A 24,552-nucleotide genomic window follows, 5' to 3' on the forward strand; every position below is an offset into this window, starting at 1 on the left:
TTAATTCTCTTCGGAGAAGAAGAATGGGAGCTGCGGCAGAACTTCCTTCTCGTAAAGTCTGGATTTGCTGCTCATAAAATCCCCGGACCGAATGGCTTTGGCATTCACGAGCAAATCGACGACAGCATCGACCGTTTTCATCTTCATCTTGGTCGCTTCACCGGATAGGATATACTCGTCTACTCCCGTCGTAAGATCTTGCGGGTAATAAGGCGTGAGCAGCTGGCGCGCTTTGAGTTGGTCAGCCATCAGCTTATTCTTGACGGTGAGGGACAGCGTTTTCCACTGTGCGATGCCAAGCACGCCGGACGGATCGTAAGTAGCCGGGATTTTGGAATTTACGGTGTTGCTCCACCTCAGCATGGATTTGTAATAATCCAGCTGGGAAGCAGTTACTTGTTCGACGCCTTCCTTATAGAAGGAATCGTTGACGAGTGCCCGCATCAACTCGGCATCTGCCAGATCCTTAGAGGATACAGAGGCGCGGCTTGCGGCTTCGCCAAGGAGCTTGATCCCCTTGAGCATCTCGACCTGAGCCTGCTGCAGCAGCGGAGAAGAGCTTTGCATGGAAGAACTCGAAGCCCTTTTGTAGTTCTCTTTGGCCAAGGAGGCAAGTTCCTTCAAGGCAGAGGCAGGTTCCGACAAGGAAGCGGCCGCCAGCTTATCCATCGTCTTATACCATTCGGATTGAAATTCACGATAAGGTAAAAATACAGTATGATAGAAGGAGACCAAATCCTGCTGCGGATATGAGCCTGGTTCGCTGGGGGCGCCGCTCAAATGCGCTTTTTCTTCCACATATTTGGCTTCGGTCTGTTCGGCACCTATTTTGGCACCATAGAAGAAGGCGCCCACGGCTACGACGAGCATAAAGATGAAGCCGAGGCTGAAAAAAAGTTCTGTGCGGGTTAGTCGTTTCTCCATGGTAATCTCCTTCGTTCTCCCAATTTTCGCCAAAATTCGCGGCAGCAATTGTCCTACTAGTATAGGGGAATTCAATGTAAAAGAAAATATGAACCTTAGTTGACAGGCGGGAATCTATGAAAAAATTCGACATGAGCAAATTTAAGCTGCGCAAAGTCACAATCGATGAGATCGATGACCGGATGCTGCTTATTAATTTGTACGCTACACAAGCTGTTACACTTATTATCGGTCTCATATGGATTTTTTTTCAGAAGGGAAACCCGATTTTATTATTTTCCGCCCCGAAAGATTTTTCCTTTTTGTACTGGGGAGCGGGGCTGGCGGCTGCCGTATTGCTGGTTGACCTCGCCGTTTCCCGTTTTGTGCCGGATGAAGTCAATGATGATGGGGGAGTTAATGACCGGATTTTTAAAAACCGGGCGTGGTGGCATATCCTATTGTTGTCGTTTGTTGTCGCAGTTTGCGAAGAGACGTTGTTCCGCGGCGGCATTCAGGCTACGATCGGCCCCTATTGGACGAGCATCATTTTCGCTGCCATCCATGTGCGCTATTTGAAGCACTGGATTCCAACCGGGCTTGTCTTCTCCATAAGCTACGGACTCGGCTGGATTTACGAATACACGGATACATTGTGGACACCAATCGTTGCACATTTCCTCATTGACGCCATTATGGGCTTTATCATCAGGTTCCGGAGGGAATAGAAGTATGAGCAGGGTAGAGAAATTCGGAAGCCGCAAACTGGATGGGGGAAATGTTCGGGCTCGGGGGAAAGCCGGCGCTAAGCCGGATGCCGAAGGGGAGCAACTTCCTTCTAGAGTGGAGAAATATCCTTCTAATCGCTATAAATTCACGCATTGGTTCTATCGTTTCCTTATTATGTTGTTCATTATGCTGGCAGTCGGGCTGTTATTATGGGGGAAAAGGCGATATGGTCTTTAACGGTATCTTAATCATTTTACTTCTTGCGGCAGCTGGCATTGCGATATTATCTTGGATGGTTCGCGAAGCAAATAAGCATCGACTCGATGCGCAAACGGTTCATCTGGCGGAACTGCCGGCTTCGTTCGAGGGGACGAGGGTATTATTTTTGTCCGATGTCCATGCACGGGAAATCCCGGATCTGCTTATCCAGCATGCCAAGGAGGATGGCCCGGTAGATTTGGTGCTCATCGGCGGAGATTTAAGGGAGCATGGCGTACCGCTTGAACGAAGCAGAAGCAATATTCGCAAGCTGTTAACGCTTGCGCCCGTCTATATGGTATACGGCAATCATGATTATGATGAGGATATTCGTTCATTCGATGTTATGTTGCGCGAAGAAGGGGTTCGAGTGCTAATCAACGAATCGGTCATCCTGGAGCAACAAGACGGCGCAAGGGTACGGCTTGCAGGCACCGACGACCCGCGGACATTGCGGGAAGACGTAGCCATGACGCTCAGTCATCCGGAGGTCGAGCCGGGAATATGCACGATAATGCTGGCGCATGATCCGGAAATTATCGAGCGTCTGAGCGAATCGGAAGAGCGGCAGATTAACCTGATAATGTCCGGCCACACACATGGAGGGCAAATCGTATTGCCGTTGATCGGGCCGCTCGTAATCTCGTCGAATATCCGAAAATATACGTATGGCTGGTTTACGTTTGACGGTAAGAAGCAAACAACCGCCACGGATGTGCGGCGGTTGTTCGTCAGCCGGGGGCTAGGCACATCCAAGTTCCCGCTGCGCCTGGGCGCTCCGGCCGAATATCATATTTTCACTCTGAAATCTGGCTCTTCTCGTTAGTTTCAATTGTCGCGGGGTCAATGAAGGTATACCCCTTATCTTTCAACTTCGTCAGCAAGGAATCGAGAGCGTCTTTGGTCCATGGCAATTCATGCATCAGGATATTAGCGCCCGAATGGAGCTGCTCCAATACATTAGCAATGACTTTGTCGGGTTTGTCTTTCGTACTGCTGTCCCAGTCAAGGGAGCCGTTGGACCATGTCATATAGAGCAGACCTTGATCAGCGGCAATTTTCTTCACTTTATCGCCGCCTGAGCCGAAGGGCGGGCGGAAGAACCTCGGCGTCGTTCCCGTTGTTTCCTTAACGATGGATTGGACGTCGCCGATTTGTTTTGTAATGACGGATTCGTTTTCTTGTTTGAGATCGATATGTTCCCAAGAATGGTTGCCGATCGTCTGCCCGCGTTCGGCTATTTTTTTCAGCAATTCCGGTTTTGCTTTGACGCGGTATCCGTTAACGAAGAAGATCGCTTTGGCATGGTGCTTATCCAATGTGTCCAGCATGGCAGTTAACGTCTCATCGTCTTTCGGGCCATCGTCAAAGGTGAGCAGCACCGCCTTCTTCGGTGCGTTCGTGCCTTCGATGGGGACGAAGCGGTAGGCGTCGTTCATTCGATATAATTTCTCGCGTTTGCTTGGTGCTTCGGACATTGGAGCTTGCTTGTCCGCCGACGTTTCTGGTGCTGTCTGCGAGTTAGCCGAAGCAGGCTGATCGGATGCGGGAGCAGGAACGGGTACGGGCACGGACTTCGTGACCGAATTGGAGTTAGTCTTGGGTGAGGCGGAATTTCCGCCTTTCCCATTATCCGTCTGATTTGCATTATTCTCAGGCTGTATGTTGTTTGACTGTTCCGAAGGCGAGTTGTTCCCGCAGGCAACCAGAAGCGATAATAATACAGTCGCAATCGTAATCCGCTGCAAATTTTGTATCATGAGCTGCATTCCCCTCCTGTCGTTTCATTAGATTACCCTTAAATCGTCCTATTTGTATCATACTTACGGGTGAGCAACCTATTCATATCTTTCCTGAATTTGTGGAGCATGCCGCGCGCCAAGCCAGGCCACAATACGTAGTGAATCCAACGATCACAAAGGAGGACTCACGCATATGAGATTGACCGGATTTATTATGGGTACTGTTGCAGGGATGATGACTGCCGCTTATTTGTCCAAGAAACGCCCAGGTATGGTAGCATGGGCGGGAGCCGCAACAGGTGATATGTTGTCTTCGGTAAAAGGCAAGGCGATCAGCGCAGTCATGAACCGGAAATTCGGGCGTGAGACCAACGCAGCTACGGCTGCCGCTCCAACTTCGACGGCAGTAAAAACTGCCGGAAGTTCGACGAACTCCACCGATTCTTGGAATCAAATCGAAGTGCTCATGAATGCCGATCCGCAAGTAAAAGCGGAAGCTGAGGAGATCGTCAAAGAGAACCAAACGCATTAAGCTTTACCTTGCAAAAAGCTTGGGCCATCCCTAATCGGATGGCCCAAAAGCTTGAACAAAAATGAATCGCCAACGCCGTCTCTTCCGTATGAAAGGGGAGGCAGCTTGGCGATTCTTTTTTTGTCCGATCTAGTGCATTCCAAGTACGAAAATGATAACATAGGTATATAGCACGAATTAAGCACACATTGCTCGCTGTTTCATACGCTGTTAAATAACAGATACAACCGCAATCCTTTGCGCCATTGCAATCTGTTTGCTCCGCGAAACGAAGCAGATGCTTTCGAAGAGGAGGATCCTAACATGAAAATCGAACGACTCAATCAAGATAAAATACGAATTTTCCTGACGTTCGACGACCTGCTGGAGCGTGGGATCCAGAAGGAAGACATGTGGCGCGAAATTCCGAAGGTGCATGAGCTGTTCAGCGAGATGATGGATCAAGCCTACACCGAACTCGGTTTCGATGCCAACGGGCCATTGGCAGTAGAAGTGTTCGCGCTTCCGGCTCAAGGTATGGTCGTAATCGTCACGCGGGGCAAGGTGAACGGAAGACCCGAAGAACGGGCACTCGAAGACGAAGACAGCGACGAGGATGTATATGAGCTCGAGGTTACGATGGAACAGAGCGATGTCGTCCTATATGCGTTCCGCGATTTCGAACATGTTATTGATGCTTGCAAACAACTGCATACAGCCGGATTGTCTGAGGACGGACGTCTCTATGCATACAACGGTAAATATATGCTTGCCTTTGAACCGGCAGGCCTGGAGCTTGCTCGCTATCAGGTATTGATTGCGGTGCTTGCTGAATATGGTGAAGCTGCCTCTGTAACGACCGCAGTTTTGGATGAATATGGGAAGGTCATTATTCCTGCTAAAGCTGTAACCGAAATCTGCATCCATTTTTAACATGAACGCACTGATGGAGCATCATTAGCGGCATTTCCGCTAGCATGGGTGCTCCTTTATTGTGTCCTTGGAAGGCTTGCATTATGAACGGAAGCTCAATTGCGGGAGCCGCATAGAGTAGACGGTTACCGCCCATATTATGCAATGAAAAGGTGGTGACAGTTCCAATGAATGGAACAGATTCGAACGATGTCCTGCAATCGACGCAGATCGTCATCGAAGAGGCACTTCGCAAACTAGGCTATGGCGAAGAAATGGTCGAGCTTCTTAAGGAACCGATTCGGATGCTCTCCGTTCGAATTCCGGTTCGTATGGATAATGGCAAGACGAAAGTGTTTCAAGGCTACCGCGCCCAGCATAACGATGCCGTCGGGCCGACGAAGGGCGGCGTGCGCTTCCATCCGGACGTCTCGGAGAACGAAGTTAAAGCGCTCTCGATCTGGATGAGCTTGAAATGCGGCATTGCAGACCTGCCTTACGGCGGCGGGAAAGGCGGAATTATTTGCGATCCGCGTAAAATGTCTTTCCGAGAGCTGGAGCGCCTTAGCCGCGGCTATGTAAGAGCGATCAGCCAGCTCGTAGGGCCGACGAAGGACATCCCTGCTCCGGATGTCATGACCAACTCCCAGATCATGGCGTGGATGATGGATGAGTATAGCCGAATTCGCGAATTCGATTCGCCGGGCTTCATTACGGGCAAACCGATTGTCCTCGGGGGTTCGCAAGGACGCGAGACGGCGACCGCACGCGGGGTAGCGATCATGATCGATGAAGCCATGAAGAAGAAAGGCATCCCTATTCAGGATGCGCGCGTCGTCATTCAAGGGTTCGGCAACGCCGGCAGCTACCTGGCCAAATTCATGTTCGAAGCGGGTGCCAAAGTTATAGGTATTTCCGATGTGAACGGCGCGTTGTATAATGATAAAGGGCTCGATATTGAATATCTGCTCGATCGTCGGGATTCCTTCGGTACCGTAACGAATTTATTCAAAGAAACCATCTCGAATGACGAGCTGCTAACGTTGGATTGCGACGTTCTCGTACCTGCAGCCATCGAGAATCAAATAACGGCAGACAATGCCCATAACATTAAAGCGAAGATTATCGTGGAGGCGGCCAACGGGCCAACTACGCTAGAGGCCACTCGGATTGTTACCGACCGCGGTATTTTGCTCGTGCCTGATGTGCTGGCAAGCAGCGGCGGGGTGATCGTATCCTACTTTGAATGGGTGCAGAATAACCAAGGCTACTACTGGTCGGAGCATGAGGTCGATACGAAGTTGCGCGATATGATGATCCGCGGGTTCAATCAAGTCTATGAACTGCATGAGACCCGTAAGGTGAATATGCGCCTAGCGGCTTATATGGTAGGCGTGCGCAAGACGGCGGAAGCGTCCAGACTGCGCGGCTGGATTTAATTACGGGGCATTACACGGGCGGCACACGTCGTTCTGCCTTAAGATGGAGGTGACAGACGAGAGAATGCTTCTTTTATCGATATTGACCGCAGCGGTCGCACCGGGCATTTCTCTGCTCATGTACTTCTACTTAAAGGACAGGTATGATGCTGAACCGGTTCATATGGTCATCAAAGTGTTTTTGCTTGGCGTATTGATCGTCCTGCCGATCATGGTCATCCAACGAGGCCTCCTGATCTGGTGGGGCGATCATGAGTTTCTATTCGCGTTCGGCGTCTCGGCCGGGGTGGAGGAGCTGGTCAAGTGGTTTGTCCTTTTCCATATCATTTATAACCATACGGAATTCGACGAGCCTTATGACGGCATCTTGTATGCCGTTGCTATCTCGTTAGGGTTCGCTACGGTCGAGAATGTGCTGTACGCCATTTTCCAACCGGCTTCATTCGGTTCACTGTTGGTCCGCGCACTGCTTCCCGTATCCGGTCATGCGTTATTCGGGGTTACGATGGGCTATTATTTGGGCAAAGCCAAATTCGCCGAAGGCAAGCAGGTCAAGAAGTTCCTCGCCTTGTCCTTGCTCCTGGCAATGGTAGAGCACGGCGTATACGATTGGATTATGGGATCGGGCACCGTCTATTGGATCTGGTTTATCGTTCCGCTCATGGTTTACCTATGGGTCAAAGGCATGCGTAAGATCAACCGGGCTAACGCGAGATCGCCATTCCGGCTGCTTGGCAAAGAGGAAGAGATTAAGCTATAACGATTCCGTCCATAATATTGAAGTTGGTTGACCAATTTCGGCTATGGACAGGAGGAAGATTAGCATTGTCTCGCGTGAAAGTAACCATTCGATGCAATAACTGCGGAGAGAAATTCATTCTTCGCGGACGCCGTGACAAAGGTAAGGTAGACACTGGCTTCAAGCAGTGCCTCTGCAACAATGTGGAGGACTTTGAAGTGGAAGAACTTGCGCTATAACGCGAAGCCTGACAGGCATGCCAGGACTTCCCGAAAACATGAATAAAGCTCCTTTCGACAAACCAAACTACCACTAGGGTTTGCATACGAAAGGAGCTTTTGCCATATGTACCGTCGATTAAGTGCTGTGCTGTTCCCGGTAATGACGCTGTTCTTTATCGGCTCAATCTATTGGGGTTATCAAGAGCATCAGGAGAAGAACTCCATCCTGATCAAAGCAGAGAACCAATATCAGCGTGCGTTCCATGATCTCTCCTACCACGTGGAGCAGCTTCATCGTGAACTCGGCAGCACGCTTGCCGTGAATACAACTTCACAAGCTTACCAGCGCAAGGGGCTAGTGAATGTGTGGCGCTTGACGAGCCAGGCGCAGAATGAAATCAATCAGCTGCCGCTCACGCTGTTACCGTTCAACACGACCGAGGAGTTCCTGTCCAAGATCGCGAATTTCGCTTATAAAACATCGGTGCGCGACCTAAGCAAGCAGCCGCTCTCGCCGGATGAATATAAGACCCTCAAAACGCTGTATGCGAATTCAGAGGAAATCTCGCAGAACCTGCTCGGCGTGCAAAGCAAAGTATTGGCCAAAAACTTGCGCTGGATGGATGTGGAGGTCGCGCTGGCCTCCGAGCAATCCGCAAGGGACAACACGATTATTGACGGCTTCAAAACGGTCGACAAGAAGGTGAGCGAGTACCCGGAAATCAACTGGGGGCCTTCCGTGGCGAGCATGTATCAGAAGCGTTCGGTTCAAATGCTCGGCGGGACGAAGAAAACGCCGGAGGATATCAAGAAGCTGGCAGCCGATTTTCTCAAAGTCGACCCAAGCGTCGTTCAAGTGGTCGAGAACGGAAAAGGGACCGAATATGAATCGTTTACCGCGTCGGTTAAGCAGCCGAATTCGGAACGTCTGACGCAGATGGATTTTACGAAGAAGGGCGGACAGCTCATCTGGTACATGAATCCGAAAGAAGTGACGCAGAAGAACTTGAACATCGGCCAGGCGGAGAAGACGGCATTGCAGTTCTTGAATGAGCACGGATACAAAGGACTTAAGCTGACGAATTACGATGAATACAACAACGTGATATCGTTCACGGCGGTAGGCACGCAGCAAGGCGTACTCATCTACCCCGAGAAGCTGACGATCAAAGTCGCGCTGGACGATGGCGAAGTTACAGGACTGCAAGCGAATGACTACGTCTATGAGCACCATACGCGCAAAATCCCGAAACCGAAGCTTGCCGCGGCAAAAGCGCGAACCGCGCTGAATCCGGAGCTGAAAGTCGAATCGGAACAGTTGGCTATTATTCTGAACGATATGGGGGCAGAGGTGCTGACCTATGAGTTCACCGGCAAAATCAACGGGGGCAAATACCGGATTTACATCAATGCCAACACGTCAGCGGAGGAAGCGATCGAACAGCTGCCATAGATGCCCAAGCGGCGGAATGCGAACATAAGCCCTCGCGTTCCGCCCTTATTTTTGCCCCGTCGTCCAAATAAGCAATGGCCTGTGCTATAATCGGGGAACGGAGGGGACCAGCGATGCTACCGAAAATTAACCAACTATTATACATACAGGTGGCTACCTCGGACGAAACAGAGGCAGCAATCGAATATAAGACACGAATTGCCGACGAGACCGAAGGCGAACTCTATATTGAGATCCCGGTTCGTGAAGGAACCAGCCGATACAAGAGGCTTTATCTCGGAGACGAACTGTCCGCATACTACTTATCCAGCGAAGGCGTGAAGCATTACTTCAACTCGCATGTGCTCGGCTTCAAAGAAGACGTGGTTCGGCTCGTTCGCATTCGCAAGCCGGAGCTGGAATCCATTACGAAGATTCAGCGCCGCAACTTTCTGCGGGTCGGGGCAGAACTGGAGATGGCCGTTCAGTTCTCGGGGCTGCGTTTTATCGTCATTACCGATGATGTCGGAGGCGGGGGCGTATCGTTCCTTAGCGACGGCAAGCGGCCGATCCAGGAAGGCCAGGAGATGGAATGCTGGCTGCTGTTGAACTTCCGCAACGGCAGCATTGATCATGCGCAGTACAAGGCAGAGGTCGTGCGGATGAAGAAGCTGGAAACCGGAAGAGTACAGGTGATGTGTAAATTCATTGCCATCTCAGAGAACGAGCGACAGAAGATCATCCGTTATTGTTTCGAACGGCAGTTTGAGCTGCGCAAGTAGCATGGTGATGCATAATCCGACGAACGAATGAAAAAACTACCCCCAAACGTTGTAAGGGGAGTTAGGATCATGAAGTGGCGCCAATGGCTGGTCAACAATCGGACCAAAGCAGGAAGCAAGAGCAAACAACTGATTCAATTGTCGGATGATGTGTCGAAAATGCTGCAAAAGATCGTCATCACGCTATTGGTTGCTGTCGTTTTCTGTCAGCTCGCCATGCAATCCAATACGGTAAGAAGGTGGGTGACGAGCGTAGATCGACTGGAGGGAACGCCTTTTCAGTAGGTGTACGTTCTTTGCATCTGCACCTTCGGTGTGGTATAATTTTCACATTCGCAGGCACAGCCTGCTTTTTTCTTGACGACTTGTCCATGCGTCTAAGAAGCAAGGCAGGTTAGATCGGTCCCCAAGGAGGTCGCACACCGTTGAGCAAGGATGAGAGGGTCCGCAGTGATCGAATGAACGTGGCGCTAGACGGTCCTGCCGGAGCAGGTAAGAGCACGGTTGCGAGGCAGGTAGCCAAACGGCTGGGTTACGTATACGTCGACACTGGCGCGATGTATCGGGCTGTGACGCTCGCGGCTATTCGCAGCGGCATTCGTCCTGACGAAGCGGACAAGCTAAGAGAGTTGGTCGCATCGCTTGAGATCGCTCTGATGCCTGGACCGGAAGGTCAAGTTGTACTGCTTAATGGAGAAGATGTTACGGAGCAGATTCGCACTAGAGACGTTACATTATCCGTATCTGCAGTTGCGGCTAACGAGGCAGTTCGAGCTAAGCTTGTTGATTTGCAGCGCAAGATGGCATCAGAACGCGGTATCGTGATGGATGGCCGAGATATCGGTACGCACGTATTGCCTGACGCCGAATTGAAAGTGTTTCTCACCGCCAGTGTCCAGATAAGAGCGTTTCGCCGGTTCCAGGAACTTAAAGAAGAGGATCGGGTTCCGATTGAGCAGCTTGAACGCGAGATTGCCGAGCGCGACCGAAGCGACGAGCAACGCGAAATCTCACCTCTTATCTGTGCGAAGGATGCCGTAGTCTTGGATAGCTCGGATATGACGATCGAACAGGTCGTCGAAGCGATCCTGGATATGAGCAGAACCAAAATGGCGGAGGCGAAATAAACTATGATTTATGTGTTTGTTCGATGGCTGCTTCGCGTATTCTATTCGGTTGTTTTCCGATTTGAAGCAGTCGGCCTTGAGAACATTCCCGCAACCGGTCCTGTTGTGTTATGTTCCAACCATATCAGCAACTTCGACCCTCCGACCGTGGGCATCAAGGTGAAACGCAAAGTTCACTACATGGCTAAAGCGGAATTGTTCGAAATTCCGGTCTTTGGTTCGCTCATTCGCGCCTTGGGAGCTTTCCCGGTCAAACGCGGCGGGGTCAGTAAGGATGCCATTCGAAGTGCAATTGCGCTGCTGGAGAACGGCGGGGTGATGGGCATTTTTCCGGAAGGATCGCGTAAAGCACCTTCGGGTATGGGTAAGAAAGGCGCGGCAATGATTGCAATGCGCAGCCATGCAACCGTCATTCCGGTCGCTGTAATTGGTACATATAAGCCTTTTCGCAAAATGATCATTCGTTACGGCCAACCAATCGATATGGCGGCCTTTATCCAAGATTCATCTTCTGATGTGTTGGAACGCGTAACGGAAGAGATTATGGCGAATATCCGGGAAATGGTTCGTCAAGGCTAATAACAAAGTTTTAGACAGTATGCGTCCGGCTTTCACGTTTCAAAGCGAGCGCGTATGTTTAAATAATAGTTGGGGTATGAATTGAGGAGGTTATTGCAAATGTCAGAAGAAACAAAAGTGCAAGAAACACTAGGCCAAGAGGCTCTGGACAATCTTGTGTCCATAAAGAAAGGCGATACAGTTAAAGGAACGATCGTCAAAATCGAAGATAACCAAGCCTATGTTAGCCTTGGATATAAATACGACGGCGTAATTCCTCTTCGCGAACTGTCCTCGATTTCGATCGACAATGCAGCTGAAGCTGTTCAAGTCGGTCAAGAAATCGAACTGAAAGTCGTATCGATCAACGATGAGAAAGAAAGCCTTGTTCTTTCGAAACGTGCAATCGACGGCGAAAAAGCTTGGGATGAGCTGCAAGCTCGTTTCGATAGCGGCGAAGTATTCGAAGTAACAGTAGCGGACGTTGTTAAAGGCGGTCTGGTTGCTGACGTAGGTGTACGCGGATTTATTCCTGCTTCTATGGTAGAACGTCATTTCGTTGAAGATTTCAGTGACTACAAAGGCCGCACACTTCGCGTGAAAGTGAAAGAAATCGACCGCGAGAACAACAAGGTCATTCTTTCGGCGAAAGAAGTGCTGGACGCTGAATTCGAAACAAACAAACAAAACATCATCGGCAACCTGCAAGTGGGCCAAGAAATCGAAGGCACAGTGCAGCGCCTGACGCCATTCGGCGCGTTCGTTGATATCGGCGGCGTGGACGGTCTGGTACACGTATCCGAGCTCTCCTACCAACACGTTGCGCATCCTAAGGATGTTGTGTCGGAAGGCCAACAAGTTCGCGTGAAAGTATTGAAAGTTGATCCGGCAGCAGGCAAAATCAGCCTGTCGATCAAAGCTGCTCAACCAGGTCCTTGGGATGAGGCTGGCGGCAAATTCAATACTGGCGATATCGTAACTGGTACGGTTCGCCGTGTCGTGAGCTTCGGCGCGTTCGTTGAGATCGCACCGGGCGTAGAAGGTCTGGTTCACATCTCGCAATTGGCGCACCGCCATGTGGCTACGCCATATGAAGTGGTGAAAGAAGGCCAAGAAGTTCAAGCGAAAATTCTGGACTTTAACCCAGCTGAGCAACGTGTTAGCCTCAGCATTAAAGAAACAGAAGAAGCGCCTGAGCAACCGGCTAAGCAAGAACGCGCACCACGAGAGCGCAATGACCGCGATCGTGGTCCTAAAGTCGAGAAAATCGACAACCCTAACGTTAGCCTCAGCGGCCAAAGCATGAGCTTTACGCTTGGCGAGCGCTTCGGCGACAAACTGAGCAAGCTGAAATAAATCTTGTAATGAAGACCGCAAGGAGACGCAGGAGACTGCCGCTCCAAGCGGTCTTTTTGCATGGAATCAGACTTCCTTCTCTAGCACATACTAAACCATCAAACGAGGTGATACTCATGAATGATGGTTTTTTTGCCGTGTGGTTGCTAGCGATCGGATTGATTCTCTATTTGACGGGTTGGCAGACGCAGGTGGCTGATCAAACGTCACGTATGGCCGTGGCGGCCTTTTTGACGGGCGTAACGCTGCTGCATGGCCTTGCTGTGCCTATCGGCGGAGGAATCGTAACGCTGCAAGGCAGTGCGGCTTGGGCGCTGCTCTGGGCATTCATTGCGGTTATATGTATTCGGAACTTCCTGCAGTCGCTCTTCGTCATCCTCTGTGCCGTATTAGGCGGTGCCGTGTGGCTATGGATTCGATTCATGTATGCGACCGATCCGGTCTTCCTGTTCTTTCATCCTGGCCTAGATGGCGCGATTATTGCCGGATTTCTCGCGGGTATGCTTACGGAACGATTCGCTATGCAGGCAGCAATTATCGCTATCGCCGCATCGATCGCTCAATTCTCGGCGATTCTTATGCCCGGGAAGCCAATCGAACCGATTACGATTGGCATGCTCAGTTGGTGGGATGGGGCCGTGGCAGCTTTAGCCGCTTCACGACTGACTTGGAATGTTAAAGCGGGCATCCGGCATGTTTCCAAATGGTTTAGCGAAGGAACGAGAGAACGGGGAGGGAATCCGTAACATGTGGAGAGAGACGAGCCAATATATCGAGGAGCACCACGTCTTGCTAGGCATTCTGCTCGGCGTCATATTCGGGATTACGGCCAGGCTGCTTATGCTTCGCACGGACTATCGACAATATCCGACGTATCCGCATGGACGTATCATCCACATATCGTTGGGCGTTATTGCCGCGGCGCTAGGTGCGGTAGCCGTCCCTGCGCTTTACAAGAAAGACTATACGGCGATCACGTTCTTGACGCTTGCCGCCCAACAGTTTCGCGATGTGCGCAATATGGAGCGCAATACGTTATCGAAAATTGACTCGTTGGAGCTCGTCTCGCGCGGTGCCGCCTACATCGAGGGGATCGCGATGGTGTTCGAGGGACGCAACTATTTGGTCATTCTGTCCGCGCTGCTCACCAGCTTAGTAGCAACGTCGCTGGGGCTCTTGTATGGCGTTGTGATGGGTCTCCTTTCGCTGCTTATCGTATTTAAGCTGAAGTCCGGCAAATCGATCTCGCACATTGCCAAAGCCGAAATCGGTCCCATCAAAGTCGACGGGCCGGACTTGTTCGTCGGGGATATCTACATCATGAATGTCGGCTTGTCTTCCAATCAAGCGGTCATCAAAGAGCGCGGCATGGGGATCATTCTGAATCCGTACAATCCGAACGGCAAGGCGACGCTAAGCAATTTGGGCCAAAGGCAGGCCATCTTGTTCGATCTCTGCACCATTCTCGGTGTGTACCGGGACGATGGCGAGCCCATGCTGATTCCGATGGCCAAGCTGGATATGAAGGATGGACGGCTGGGGATCTTCCTGCTGCCGCAAGAGCAGGATGCCTCGAAAGCGCTCGCGGTCGTGCAACGGGTTCCGATCCTGGAGTCGGCGGTACGTATGCCAACCGAGGCAAGCGTGAATAAAGGAAGGGAGAGACAACATGGGTAAGATCGTCGGAATCGTCACGGTGAACGGGGAAGCGGTAGCCGGCGGAGCGCCGATCTTCATTGAACCGGATGCGGAAAAACGCGAAACAACGGCTTTCCTGCTGGAGAAAATACTCGATGCCTGCGCACACGATCTGAAGAATGGGACCTTTATCTTGGTTAACCATAAAGGGGAATGAAATGTTAGCCAAGCCAGCTGTTTTTTGCTATGATGAAAGGCGTGAGTATTTTGATAAACATAATCTGCCGGCATGAAGAGCATGCGGCTTGACTATTTGCTGCTTAAGACGAGAAGTCTGCGGCTTGTATTATGTTTACGCTTGAGGAGTGAAATCGATGTCTAAACCCATTATCGCCATCGTAGGGCGGCCGAATGTGGGGAAATCTACGATCTTTAACCGGATTATCGGTGATCGGTTAGCGATTGTGGAAGACAAGCCTGGCGTTACCCGGGATCGCTTGTACGGTTCCGGAGAATGGAGTGGCAAAGCGTTCAGTATTGTGGATACTGGCGGTATTGAAATTGATGGTGAAGACGAGATCATGAAGTCTGTCCGCATGCAAGCGGAACTGGCCGTTGAAGAAGCGGACGTCATCATTTTCATGGTAGATGCCAAAGCAGGGTTGACCCATGCGGACGATGAAGTGGCGCAGATGCTGCTTAGATCCCGGAAGCCAATTGTCGTGGCCGTGAATAAAGTCGACAATTTTAACCGACTTGATGATATTTATGAATTTTATAATCTCGGATTCGGTGAACCGATCGCAATCTCCGGTTCGCACGGTACAGGGATCGGCGACTTGCTGGAAGCGGCCGTTAACCTTTTGCCGGATAAGGAAGAAGAGGTTTATGAGGAAGACGTCATCCGCGTAGCGCTTATCGGGCGTCCGAATGTCGGCAAATCCTCGCTAGTCAACGCCATTCTTGGCGAAGAGCGGGTTATCGTCAGCAATGTTGCGGGAACAACCCGCGATGCAATCGACACCCCGTTCGAACGTGACGGACAGAAGTATGTCCTGATCGATACAGCCGGTATGCGCAAGCGCGGCAAAGTGTACGAATCGACGGAGAAGTACAGCGTCATGCGCGCTCTGAAAGCGATTGAACGTGCGGATGTTGTTCTGGTGCTCATTAACGGTGAAGAGGGCATTATCGAGCAAGATAAGCATATTGCCGGTTATGCGCATGAAGCGGGCAAAGCTTCGATCTTCGTCGTGAACAAATGGGATGTCGTCGAGAAGGACGATAAGACGATGCAGAACTTCTCGAGCACGATTCGCGATCACTTCCTGTTCATGTCTTATGCGCCAATCGTCTATCTGTCCGCCGTGACCAAGCAGCGTCTGCACAAGCTGCTGCCTGTCGTCAACCACGTGTCGGAGCAGCACTCGCTTCGCATTCAGACCCATCTGCTTAATGACGTGGTGTCCGATGCGATCGCGCTTAATCCGCCGCCGACCGATAAAGGCAAGCGCTTGCGGATCAACTATGCAACGCAGGTAGCGACAAGACCGCCGACAATCGTACTCTTCGCGAACGATCCGGATCTGATGCACTTCTCGTACGAGCGTTATCTCGAGAATAAGATCCGAGCGGCATTTAACTTTGAAGGAACGCCAATACGGATATTCACGCGTCGAAAATCCGACGAAGATTAGGTCGACGACTTTGTCGGCCTTCTTCTTTATTAGCAGATTTATGCGTACGTGGACAATAGATTGACCGTTTGACCGGGGAAGAATTTAGGAGGAGTACGTCATGTTTGAAGTTATCGCTATTCTTATCAGTTATCTATTAGGATCGATATCGTTCAGTATCCTCATTGCCAAGTGGGTCAAGGGCATCGATATTCGCAATCATGGCAGCGGCAACGCCGGGGCAACGAATACGCTTCGCATTCTGGGCAAAGGACCTGCAATCGCCGTGTTCCTGTTGGACATCGCCAAAGGCGTAGCTGCAGTATGGCTCGGCAAGCTGATGATCGGTGGCGAATGGGTTCCGGTTCTGTGTGGATTGGCTGCGATTATCGGACACAACTGGCCGGTATATTTCGGCTTTAAGGGCGGTAAAGGCATTGCGACTACGGTAGGCGTACTGGCTACCTTGGCTTTTCTGCCGACCTTGTTCGCAGGTTTGCTGGCAATCGGCATAATTGCCTTGACGCGTTTCGTTTCGTTAGGATCGCTGGTTCTTTCAGCCTTAACGCCAGTATTTATTTGGCTGATGAATATGCCTTATCCCTACCTTTGGGCAAGTTTAGTGATCTGTCTGTTTGCTTTTGTGCGCCACCGCACTAACATCGTTAAGCTGATGCAGGGCAACGAGAACAAGCTCGGCGCTCGCAAAGGGTAAGGAGGCAATGTCACATATGACACAACGAAGAGCAGCCGTGCTGGTTGCCGGCAGCTGGGGAACGGCGCTGGCTACGGTATTGGCCGATAACGGATACGACGTACATATTTGGTCTCGCAATGAAGAGCAAGTGAACGAGATCAATGAACATCATACGAATAAGCGTTTTTTGCAGGAGGCGGTACTTCCCCATAACCTGAAGGCGACGACGGATATGGAAGAAGCGATCACCGGAGCAGAGCTCGTCTTGTTCGTCGCGACATCCGCTTCCATGCGAGAAGTGGCGCGTAAAGCGTCGCCTTATATTACGGAGTCCATGCTCATTATCCATGCGACCAAAGGCTTCGAAACCGGGACGCTGAAACGGATGACGACCGTGCTTGCCGAGGAGCTGAAGACGGATCCGACGCGCCTTGTTGTGTTGTCGGGTCCGAGTCATGCGGAGGAGGTTGTCCGCCGTCAGCCGACAACTGTCGTCGTGGCCGCCGAGAATATGGAAGCCGCGGAACAAGCGCAGGATGCGCTTATTACGCAGTCGTTCCGCGTGTACACGAATCCTGACGCGATCGGCGTGGAAGTAGCCGGCGCGATCAAGAATATTATCGCGCTTGGCGCGGGTTTAACGGATGGGCTCGGCTTCGGCGATAACGCCAAGTCTGCACTCATCACGAGAGGGCTCTCGGAGATTACGCGTCTAGGCATGGCGATGGGGGCCAATCCTTTGACGTTCTCCGGTCTTGCCGGCGTTGGCGACTTGATCGTTACGTGTACGAGTACGTTGAGCCGGAACTGGCGTGCCGGATCCATGCTTGCCAAGGGGAAATCGCTCGACACGGTGCTCGCCGAGATGGGCATGGTCGTGGAAGGGGTACGAACCACGAGCGCGGCGCACGAGTTGTCGCAAACGTATGGCGTCGTGATGCCGATCACGGAGCAGCTGTATAAAGTGCTGTTCGAGGGCAAAGAACCGAGGAAGGCCGCTGTCGACCTTATGGGTCGCGGTCGCAAGCACGAGATGGAGGATATCGCGCCGATTCAGTAAAGCTGCGGCTTACAGCGCAACACTTCGTTAATTGAGGTGTTGTGCTTTTTTTTCAATCAGCTGAGCCGAATGCAGCCTCAAACCATTCAGGTAGCACAACACTCGATTCGGATAAGCAATCAGATCGTTTGTGTTTACTAGCTGAATGCTGCGGCTCAAATACCCAGCCGCAAACCAATCAGGTAGCACAAACGGTCGACTCACACTTCCAGTCGATCGTTTGTGCTGTTACTCATCACGTTTCCCCCTCCCGCCTCATATGATACTAGCAGCACCATGATACGTGCCGCCCCTTGGCAGCGGCCTTCTTGGTTAGCGTCTAGCAGCAGGAGGGAACTTGACAACCGTGGCAGATAAGAACTTTTCCAAAGATGTGCTGAGTGCCGTTAACAAAAAGACCGGCAAACCGATATCCGAGAATGCGGTGAAGAAGCTCGCGAGCGGCGTAACTTCGGATACTGTCAATAATGAAGCAGAGCTTCGCAAGCTGATCAAGTCCGTTGCGGCCATGGCGAATGTACCCGTCACAGAGGGAACGATCAACGACATCGTCGGCGCTGTTCAGAAGAGCGGTCTGAATATGAACAATATGGAGTCGCTCATGAAGCTGATGATGAAAAAGTAAGCCATGGACAGAAGCCGAGCAGGCAAGCTAACGGGGACGACAGTGCCTAGGCGAACCTGTTGGCTTCTGTTTTTTTGTCATTCCATTGTTGGGCGCTAAGTCTTATGGTTGGCTGATTCCGGTAACCAATGCTATAATAGAACGAATATTTTGTCGGACAAGGTGGGTAAGAGAATGGATCCAATGACGAAGATGTGGGTATCCTTTGTGGGCATCGGGCTTATGGCGATTGCGGCTGTACTGGTCACCTTCGCGAGGTATAAGTTGAAAGGCGTGTTCCGGTTTATTGTGTCCGCGGTCGCATTCGTGACTTTGCTGATTGGCGGGGTCATCGGGTTTATATCAGTTGCGTAAGCGAATACATACGAACATAAAGGAGCTATAAATCATGATTGAACTTGTTTCGCGTACGAAAACGGTCCAGGTTGAAGCGATAGAGGGGCAGTCCTTGCTCGACCTGGCGATCAAGAATAAAGTGGACTGGCTGTTCTCCTGTACCCGCGGCACCTGTGCCCGCTGCCGGTGCCTAGTGGAAGAAGGCGCAGAATATTTGGAAGAGGTCACGGACGAGGAATGGGACCGCATGGAACCGGAGGAATTCGACCAAGGCTACCGGTTGGCGTGTCAGGCGATCGTCAAGCCGGGCGCAGTGCGCATTAAAGCGATCAATAAACCTTATTTCTAAACAGAAGGATGTGTGCCAGGTGGAGGAGAAGGATACGATCCGCCTTGCCCTATCGCGAATCGCTGAGGCGGTGGACGGAACGGGGGCTACATGGCTCGTCGGCGGAAGCGCGGGGCTGATGCTTCGCGGGCTGCCGCTAACGGTTCCGCCGCGTGACTTGGACCTGTATGCCGATTTGGAAGATGCGGCTATTATCCATGAGCGTCTGAAGCGCTATGCGGTCGATGATCCGCATCTTAGCGTGAGTCCGATCTACCGTTCCGTCTTAAGCCATTATGAGATCGAAGGGATTTCCGTCGAGCTTGTAGGCGGATTCGAGGTGACGGCCTCGCACAGCCATTATCGCGTAGAGGCCCGGCGCGTGTTGAATCCGCACCGCTTTGAGATCGCAGTCGGCCATCATCATGTAAGTATCGTCCCTCTGGCGCATGAGCTGTGGTTCAATGTGCTGCGTCAACGCGAAGACCGGATCGAGAGCATCGCCGCTGCCATTCGCAACGACCGTACGCCGCATCTGGAGGGGCTAGACGCTGTAGAAGCTCATAATGCCTTCCCGCAGGGACTGCTGGAAGCGGTACATGAGCGGATCGGGATCGGTCCCGGAGGACAGGCGCATGAGTCATGAGATCACGTTCCTGCCGGATGGGAAACGGATTGCGGTAAGGCCCGGAATGACGGTGCTGGAGGCATCCAGGAAAGCCGGGGTTGCGATACGAACGCGCTGCGACGGCAAGGCAGGCTGCCTCATGTGCAAGGTGAAGAGCGATGGAGCGGGATTGTCGCCGCCGAACGATCAAGAGAAGCGGAAACTAGCGGGACTAACGGCAGACGGCACGAGGCTTGCCTGCCAGGCCAGAATAACAGGCACGGCTTGCGTCGAGGTGCCTGAAGATCCACTGCGCGCTTTTGTCAGGAAACAGCTAGAGCGTCAGGCTGAGGATGACAAGTTGTGGTAAGGGTTTGCTTAAAAGGAGGAGCTTCTAGCAATGAAAGCATGGAGAAGCGTGCTGTCGGCGATGCTGACGGCCGTGATGTTGACGGTACTGTCAGGCTGTCTGTATCCCGATGATGAGCTTGAGCAAAGCCAGATTCCGGCGAAGGATGCCATATTGTCGGTCCAATCCGTCATTGACCAATATCAGAAGGATACGGGACTGCTTCCGATCGTCAATAGTGAACCGGAGACCCCTGTTTACGAGAAGTATCAGGTTGATTTCGGCAAATTAGTGCGTCTCAAATACGTGAGCGACATTCCTTCCGCCGCATTCGAAAAGGGCGGAAGCTATTATTTTCTGATCATCAACGAAGAGACCGACCCGACCATCAAGCTGATGAATCTCGTTCTCTATCAGAAAGTGAATGATATTCAGCGCGCCGTTCAAGCGTACGCTACCGCCAACAACGGAGTGCTGCCCAAGGGCGACGAGCGTTACCCTGGGTTTTATCAGATCGACTACGGCAAGCTGAAGAAGAGCGAGCTGAAGGTGCAAAGCGTGTACTCGGGCCAGACGCTTCAGACGATGATGGATGACAAGGGCAATGTCTATATCGATTATGCGGTCGATCTGATGCAGGCTGCACAGAAGGCGGGGCTTGACCAAATTCCGGAGAAGCAGGATTTACGACCTTATTTGGTGGATACCTCCGACTTCGTACCGGTGAAGTCGACCGTTTATTATTTGGTGCAAGGCGAACCGGTCCCGCAAGCGGCAGGACAATAGATGAAGTCGACAATAGCCTTTGTTCCCACTACGGGGAGCAAAGGTTTTTTTTGCGTGGCGAAGGCATAGGGGGCGCCATTCTCTCATATATCTCAATCTTGGAAGGACGGAGGCGGGAATAAGGGATGAATTAAAAGATTTCCTCACGCGGTCGTCATATTCAGCTCACTAGCGCAATAAGCTATTACTAGTCCAAATTCATGTACGAGTTGCGTCGCTTGCCTGCTCACAGATACGGCGGATGGCGGCGAACCCTGACGACTACACAGCAGGAGGAAACGCGGCAGTAACGGTACGTCCATGTACTGGCGAAATACGATTGGGAGGGGATATTCAGTGGAGAAAGTGGACATTTTCAAGGACATAGCCGAACGAACCGGCGGGGATATTTACCTCGGCGTCGTGGGTGCGGTCCGCACAGGCAAATCAACCTTCATCAAACGGTTCATGGAGACGGTTGTTCTGCCGAATATTACGAGCGAAGCCGATCGGGTGAGAGCCATTGATGAGTTGCCGCAAAGCGCGGCAGGCAAGACGATTATGACGACGGAGCCGAAATTCGTGCCGAACCAGGCCGTACAGCTTCGCGTAGCCGAGGGGCTGGACGTCAACGTCCGTCTTGTCGACTGCGTAGGCTATGCGGTAGACGGTGCCAAAGGCTACGAGGATGAGAATGGCCCGCGGATGATTACGACACCATGGTTCGAGGAGCCGATCCCGTTCCAAGAGGCAGCGGAAATCGGAACGCGCAAGGTCATCCAAGAGCATTCCACGCTAGGTATCGTCGTGACTACCGACGGTTCCATTGCCGAAATTCCGCGCAGCTCCTATGTAGAAGCCGAGGAGCGGGTTATTAACGAACTGAAGGAAGTCGGCAAGCCGTTCGTGCTCATCGTGAATTCCACGAAGCCGAAGAGCGACGAGGCGCTGCAGCTTCGCAATGAACTGCAAGCCAAGTACGACATTCCGGTACTGACGCTCAGCGTTGCTCAAATGGGCGAAGAGGATGTTCTCTCCGTATTGCGCGAGGTGCTCTACGAGTTCCCTGTGCATGAAGTGAACGTCAATCTTCCAAGCTGGGTTATGGTGCTCAATGATAACCACTGGCTTCGTTCCAACTACGAAAACTCCGTACGCGATACGGTGAAAGATATTCGCAGGCTGCGTGACGTGGACCGCGTCGTGAGCCAGTTCGTCGAGTACGACTTTATCGACCGTGCGGGACTGAGCGGCCTGAACATGGGCCAAGGCGTTGCGGAGATCGATCTGTATGCGCCGGACGAACTGTACGATCAGATCTTGATGGAAGTCGTCGGCGTTGAGATTCGCGGCAAGGATCATCTGCTCCAGCTGATGCAAGAGTTCTCGCATGCGAAGCGGGAGTACGACCGCTTCCAGGAAGCGCTCGAGATGGTCAAGACGACAGGCTACGGCATCGCGGCTCCTACGTTGGCCGAGATGCAGCTGGATGAGCCGGAGCTGATTCGTCAAGGCTCCCGGTTCGGCGTTCGCCTGAAGGCAACGGCACCATCGATCCATATGATTCGCGTCGACGTGGAATCCGAGTTCGCCCCCATCATTGGGACGGAGAAGCAGAGCGAAGAGTTGGTGCGTTACCTCATGCAAGACTTCGAGAACGACCCGATCAAAGTATGGGATTCAGACATGTTCGGCCGTTCCCTGCACTCCATCGTGCGCGAAGGCATTCAGGGCAAAATAGCGATGATGCCGGACAATGCGCGCTACAAGCTGCAGGAAACGCTTGGCCGCATCATTAACGAAGGCTCGGGCGGTCTGATTGCCATTATCCTTTAAGCACATAGGCCAGCCCACGAGAGGTACGCTTATCAACGCGTGCCTCTTTTGGCGCGTGCTTTGGAAGAAGAAGGAATAAATGAAAAGGATCGGAGCAAAAAGTTCGCAAATGGTTCATGTGACAAGCATAAAAACACGGCATTCCTCTTGAAATTCTAAATCCGCTGTATTACTATAAGTTTGTTCGTGTTTCGATAGGCACATCTTGCACATTGAGCCACAATCTACATTCGCTAGATTGGCGGTTCGAAACGCCAGATTCAGCGAAATCGCTTACGTCTAACCCGATTAGGTATATTTTTCTTCATTTTGTGATAAACAGAATGATAGTGAAGCGACTATGTATGGCTGTAAGGGGAGGTGAAAGAAATGAACAAAACGGAACTCATCGCAAAAGTGGCAGAACTTACCGACCTTTCCAAGAAGGACGCATCGAAAGCAGTTGACGCTGTGTTTGACGCAATCTCCGACGCTCTTCAAAGCGGAGATAAAGTACAGCTTGTTGGATTTGGTAACTTTGAAGTGAAGAGCCGCGAGGCTCGTAAAGGCCGCAACCCGCAAACGGGTGAGGAGATCGACATCCCGGCAAGCAAAATTCCTTCGTTCAAAGCTGGTAAATCGCTGAAGGATCTTGTTTCCCAATAATATGGTTTTCGCCGCTAACGTCCGGATGCCCAGCATTCGGACGTTTTTTGATTGAAACCAATGTTACCCCGGTTAGCTCTATTGACTTTGGACATAAAATCCAGTAGAGTCATTTTTGCAGACGACTAGTACCGGCATAAGTGATGGACTGCACCTGTCGGGTGTTAGCTCAGCTTGGTAGAGCGCTACCTTGGGGTGGTAGAGGTCGCCAGTTCAAATCCGGTACACCCGACCATATCCAGCCATTGAAGCTGCTGTCCTGACAAACGATGTGGGAAGCAGTTTTTTAAATTCGATTTTAGTGAGAAGGTGACTCTTAAATGAGCGAGAGCAATGAGTATATCGTTGTCAAAGCAAAAGCCCAAGGCGTTCAAGTGATCGGCCTGACGCGCGGGCACGATACGAAGTTTCACCATACGGAGAAGCTTGATAAGGGCGAGGTATTGATTGCCCAGTTCACGGACCATACGTCCGCCATGAAAATCCGCGGCAAAGCGACGGTCATTACGAAACATGGAGTCGTCGAGACGGACGAGTAGAATCAACCAGCAGAGCAGGACGCGAATTTGCGTACATACCGCATAATATGCGGGATCTTCTTGAGCCAAGCAGGCATAGCCTGCTTTTTTTCTTTGTAGAATAGAGAAAAGACATTTGTTCTACGGAAAGGCGGGCAGCTTGATGAAGATCTGGAAACGCCTTATTGCCTCGGCAGCAGCAGCCATTATGGTGACCGTGATTCTTAGCGTCCTGCCGATGGCCGAACGTCATAAGCTGGCTTCAGAAGGTGCGGTAGCCGTATTCCGAGCCGTGCCGGTTAAGCGGCTCAGCAACGAGAATCTGGTGGACTCCATCATTGGACAGCAGCTCAAGCTGCCGATCCGCAAAGCCGAGTGGAAGCAGGGCGTGTTGTCGCTCGATCTCGCCATTGACACAAGGCCCGACCGGATCGATATTTGGATGAGCGACCTGGAACGGCTGCTCGACTTGAGCTTCCTCCAGACGGTCAACGTGAACCGGCTGCTGGTCCGTTTCGTCGCCTATCCTGCTGTACCGGGTCCTTATAAGCTTCAAGCGGCTGTCGATGTGCGCCGTACGGACAGCTGGCTCTCGAAGGAACTGGCAGCCGTGGATGGGGCTAGGCCGGATGAGGACAGCCAGTGGCGTCAGAAGCTTAGAATGACCTTTGTAAGCGAGATGGGAAGCAGCCAATGACGCTCGGTGATCCAGAACCTCCTCTTATGGCGAAATCATGAATGAGATGCTATAATAATTTAGATT

The 24,552-nt window shown here is 51.7% G+C and carries 31 protein-coding genes and 1 tRNA gene; 30 read left to right on the forward strand and 2 right to left on the reverse strand.

The genetic code is table 11. The features are described from left to right. On the reverse strand, window positions 1–924 hold the full coding sequence (locus FHS18_RS06370; protein WP_183598130.1) for a hypothetical protein: 924 nt from the start codon (window positions 922–924) through the stop codon (window positions 1–3). Window positions 925–1,040: 116 nt separating this feature from the next. On the opposite strand from FHS18_RS06370, the gene FHS18_RS06375 reads away from it, so the two are divergent. Together FHS18_RS06375 and FHS18_RS06380 are read left to right on the forward strand one after the other, a co-directional pair. Beyond that, window positions 1,041–1,631, forward strand: a complete 591-nt coding sequence (locus tag FHS18_RS06375; protein ID WP_183598132.1) for a CPBP family intramembrane glutamic endopeptidase — start codon at window positions 1,041–1,043, stop codon at window positions 1,629–1,631. A 227-nt stretch (window positions 1,632–1,858) separates the two neighbouring features. Beyond that, window positions 1,859–2,716: a metallophosphoesterase gene (locus tag FHS18_RS06380; RefSeq protein ID WP_183598134.1), complete on the forward strand. Its 858-nt coding sequence runs from the start codon at window positions 1,859–1,861 to the stop codon at window positions 2,714–2,716. On the opposite strand, the gene FHS18_RS06385 is transcribed toward FHS18_RS06380, so the two are convergent. Next, window positions 2,688–3,650 carry a polysaccharide deacetylase family protein gene (locus FHS18_RS06385; RefSeq protein ID WP_183598136.1) on the reverse strand — a complete coding sequence of 321 codons (963 nt, stop codon included), beginning with the start codon at window positions 3,648–3,650 and terminating at the stop codon, window positions 2,688–2,690. The two genes, FHS18_RS06380 and FHS18_RS06385, sit on opposite strands and share 29 nt — an antisense overlap. A 175-nt stretch (window positions 3,651–3,825) precedes the next feature. Between FHS18_RS06385 and FHS18_RS06390 the strand changes: the two genes are divergently transcribed. From FHS18_RS06390 to FHS18_RS06520, 28 genes are all read left to right on the forward strand, one after another. Then, window positions 3,826–4,164 (forward strand): hypothetical protein, encoded by a 339-nt coding sequence (locus FHS18_RS06390; protein ID WP_183598138.1) that lies wholly within the window; start codon window positions 3,826–3,828, stop codon window positions 4,162–4,164. 303 nt (window positions 4,165–4,467) lie between these two features. Further along, on the forward strand, window positions 4,468–5,076 hold the full coding sequence (locus FHS18_RS06395) for a genetic competence negative regulator (protein WP_183598140.1): 609 nt from the start codon (window positions 4,468–4,470) through the stop codon (window positions 5,074–5,076). 167 nt (window positions 5,077–5,243) lie between these two features. Then, window positions 5,244–6,494, forward strand: coding sequence for a Glu/Leu/Phe/Val family dehydrogenase (locus FHS18_RS06400; protein WP_183598142.1), 1,251 nt, complete (start codon window positions 5,244–5,246; stop codon window positions 6,492–6,494). A 64-nt stretch (window positions 6,495–6,558) separates the two neighbouring features. Next, window positions 6,559–7,254, forward strand: coding sequence for a glutamic-type intramembrane protease PrsW (gene prsW, locus FHS18_RS06405; RefSeq protein ID WP_183598144.1), 696 nt, complete (start codon window positions 6,559–6,561; stop codon window positions 7,252–7,254). Between the two features lie 65 nt (window positions 7,255–7,319). Next, entirely contained in the window at window positions 7,320–7,472 is a 153-nt protein-coding gene (locus FHS18_RS34020; RefSeq protein WP_221401210.1) for a hypothetical protein, read from the forward strand. A 106-nt stretch (window positions 7,473–7,578) separates the two neighbouring features. Beyond that, window positions 7,579–8,907: a germination protein YpeB gene (gene ypeB, locus FHS18_RS06410; protein ID WP_183598146.1), complete on the forward strand. Its 1,329-nt coding sequence runs from the start codon at window positions 7,579–7,581 to the stop codon at window positions 8,905–8,907. A 113-nt stretch (window positions 8,908–9,020) separates the two neighbouring features. Continuing rightward, window positions 9,021–9,668, forward strand: coding sequence for a flagellar brake protein (locus FHS18_RS06415; protein ID WP_183598148.1), 648 nt, complete (start codon window positions 9,021–9,023; stop codon window positions 9,666–9,668). Between the two features lie 69 nt (window positions 9,669–9,737). Continuing rightward, on the forward strand, window positions 9,738–9,953 hold the full coding sequence (locus FHS18_RS06420) for a hypothetical protein (protein WP_183598150.1): 216 nt from the start codon (window positions 9,738–9,740) through the stop codon (window positions 9,951–9,953). 173 nt (window positions 9,954–10,126) lie between these two features. Then, window positions 10,127–10,795, forward strand: a complete 669-nt coding sequence (gene cmk / locus FHS18_RS06425) for a (d)CMP kinase (protein ID WP_183598697.1) — start codon at window positions 10,127–10,129, stop codon at window positions 10,793–10,795. A gap of 3 nt (window positions 10,796–10,798) precedes the next feature. Further along, window positions 10,799–11,374 (forward strand): lysophospholipid acyltransferase family protein, encoded by a 576-nt coding sequence (locus tag FHS18_RS06430; protein WP_183598152.1) that lies wholly within the window; start codon window positions 10,799–10,801, stop codon window positions 11,372–11,374. 99 nt (window positions 11,375–11,473) lie between these two features. Next, on the forward strand, window positions 11,474–12,709 hold the full coding sequence (gene rpsA, locus FHS18_RS06435) for a 30S ribosomal protein S1 (RefSeq protein ID WP_183598154.1): 1,236 nt from the start codon (window positions 11,474–11,476) through the stop codon (window positions 12,707–12,709). A 116-nt stretch (window positions 12,710–12,825) separates the two neighbouring features. Beyond that, the gene (locus tag FHS18_RS06440) at window positions 12,826–13,455 is read left to right on the forward strand and encodes a YphA family membrane protein (RefSeq protein WP_183598156.1); all 630 of its coding nucleotides are present in this window, start codon (window positions 12,826–12,828) and stop codon (window positions 13,453–13,455) included. Window position 13,456: 1 nt separating this feature from the next. Further along, window positions 13,457–14,386, forward strand: a complete 930-nt coding sequence (locus FHS18_RS06445) for a YIEGIA family protein (RefSeq protein WP_183598158.1) — start codon at window positions 13,457–13,459, stop codon at window positions 14,384–14,386. Next, a complete protein-coding gene (locus tag FHS18_RS06450) occupies window positions 14,379–14,564 on the forward strand; it encodes a capping complex subunit for YIEGIA (protein WP_183598160.1) in 186 nt (61 codons plus the stop codon). The genes FHS18_RS06445 and FHS18_RS06450 overlap by 8 nt, the downstream gene beginning before the upstream one ends. A gap of 157 nt (window positions 14,565–14,721) precedes the next feature. Continuing rightward, window positions 14,722–16,044, forward strand: coding sequence for a ribosome biogenesis GTPase Der (gene der, locus FHS18_RS06455; RefSeq protein WP_183598162.1), 1,323 nt, complete (start codon window positions 14,722–14,724; stop codon window positions 16,042–16,044). A 100-nt stretch (window positions 16,045–16,144) separates the two neighbouring features. Beyond that, window positions 16,145–16,738, forward strand: a complete 594-nt coding sequence (gene plsY / locus FHS18_RS06460; RefSeq protein WP_183598164.1) for a glycerol-3-phosphate 1-O-acyltransferase PlsY — start codon at window positions 16,145–16,147, stop codon at window positions 16,736–16,738. Window positions 16,739–16,745: 7 nt separating this feature from the next. Continuing rightward, on the forward strand, window positions 16,746–17,780 hold the full coding sequence (locus FHS18_RS06465) for an NAD(P)H-dependent glycerol-3-phosphate dehydrogenase (RefSeq protein ID WP_409348533.1): 1,035 nt from the start codon (window positions 16,746–16,748) through the stop codon (window positions 17,778–17,780). A 346-nt stretch (window positions 17,781–18,126) separates the two neighbouring features. After that, on the forward strand, window positions 18,127–18,405 hold the full coding sequence (locus tag FHS18_RS06470; protein WP_183598699.1) for a stage VI sporulation protein F: 279 nt from the start codon (window positions 18,127–18,129) through the stop codon (window positions 18,403–18,405). Window positions 18,406–18,579: 174 nt separating this feature from the next. Continuing rightward, window positions 18,580–18,759 (forward strand): DUF2768 domain-containing protein, encoded by a 180-nt coding sequence (locus FHS18_RS06475; RefSeq protein ID WP_183598168.1) that lies wholly within the window; start codon window positions 18,580–18,582, stop codon window positions 18,757–18,759. 34 nt (window positions 18,760–18,793) lie between these two features. Continuing rightward, window positions 18,794–19,090, forward strand: a complete 297-nt coding sequence (locus FHS18_RS06480; RefSeq protein WP_183598170.1) for a 2Fe-2S iron-sulfur cluster-binding protein — start codon at window positions 18,794–18,796, stop codon at window positions 19,088–19,090. A 19-nt stretch (window positions 19,091–19,109) separates the two neighbouring features. Continuing rightward, window positions 19,110–19,715, forward strand: coding sequence for a nucleotidyltransferase family protein (locus FHS18_RS06485; RefSeq protein ID WP_183598173.1), 606 nt, complete (start codon window positions 19,110–19,112; stop codon window positions 19,713–19,715). Beyond that, window positions 19,705–20,046, forward strand: a complete 342-nt coding sequence (locus FHS18_RS06490) for a 2Fe-2S iron-sulfur cluster-binding protein (protein ID WP_183598175.1) — start codon at window positions 19,705–19,707, stop codon at window positions 20,044–20,046. The genes FHS18_RS06485 and FHS18_RS06490 overlap by 11 nt, the downstream gene beginning before the upstream one ends. A gap of 30 nt (window positions 20,047–20,076) precedes the next feature. Beyond that, entirely contained in the window at window positions 20,077–20,811 is a 735-nt protein-coding gene (locus tag FHS18_RS06495) for a hypothetical protein (protein ID WP_183598177.1), read from the forward strand. Between the two features lie 336 nt (window positions 20,812–21,147). Further along, on the forward strand, window positions 21,148–22,626 hold the full coding sequence (gene spoIVA / locus FHS18_RS06500; RefSeq protein WP_183598179.1) for a stage IV sporulation protein A: 1,479 nt from the start codon (window positions 21,148–21,150) through the stop codon (window positions 22,624–22,626). 369 nt (window positions 22,627–22,995) lie between these two features. Further along, complete coding sequence (locus tag FHS18_RS06505; protein WP_183598181.1) at window positions 22,996–23,271, forward strand: HU family DNA-binding protein; 276 nt, start codon at window positions 22,996–22,998, stop codon at window positions 23,269–23,271. 158 nt (window positions 23,272–23,429) lie between these two features. Beyond that, window positions 23,430–23,506, forward strand: a tRNA-Pro gene (locus FHS18_RS06510). Window positions 23,507–23,591: 85 nt separating this feature from the next. After that, on the forward strand, window positions 23,592–23,810 hold the full coding sequence (mtrB, locus tag FHS18_RS06515; protein ID WP_183598183.1) for a trp RNA-binding attenuation protein MtrB: 219 nt from the start codon (window positions 23,592–23,594) through the stop codon (window positions 23,808–23,810). 142 nt (window positions 23,811–23,952) lie between these two features. After that, entirely contained in the window at window positions 23,953–24,486 is a 534-nt protein-coding gene (locus FHS18_RS06520) for a hypothetical protein (RefSeq protein WP_183598185.1), read from the forward strand. Window positions 24,487–24,552: the final 66 nt, after the last annotated feature.

Source organism: Paenibacillus phyllosphaerae (assembly GCF_014192105.1).
Lineage (GTDB): Bacteria > Bacillota > Bacilli > Paenibacillales > Paenibacillaceae > Paenibacillus_Z > Paenibacillus_Z phyllosphaerae.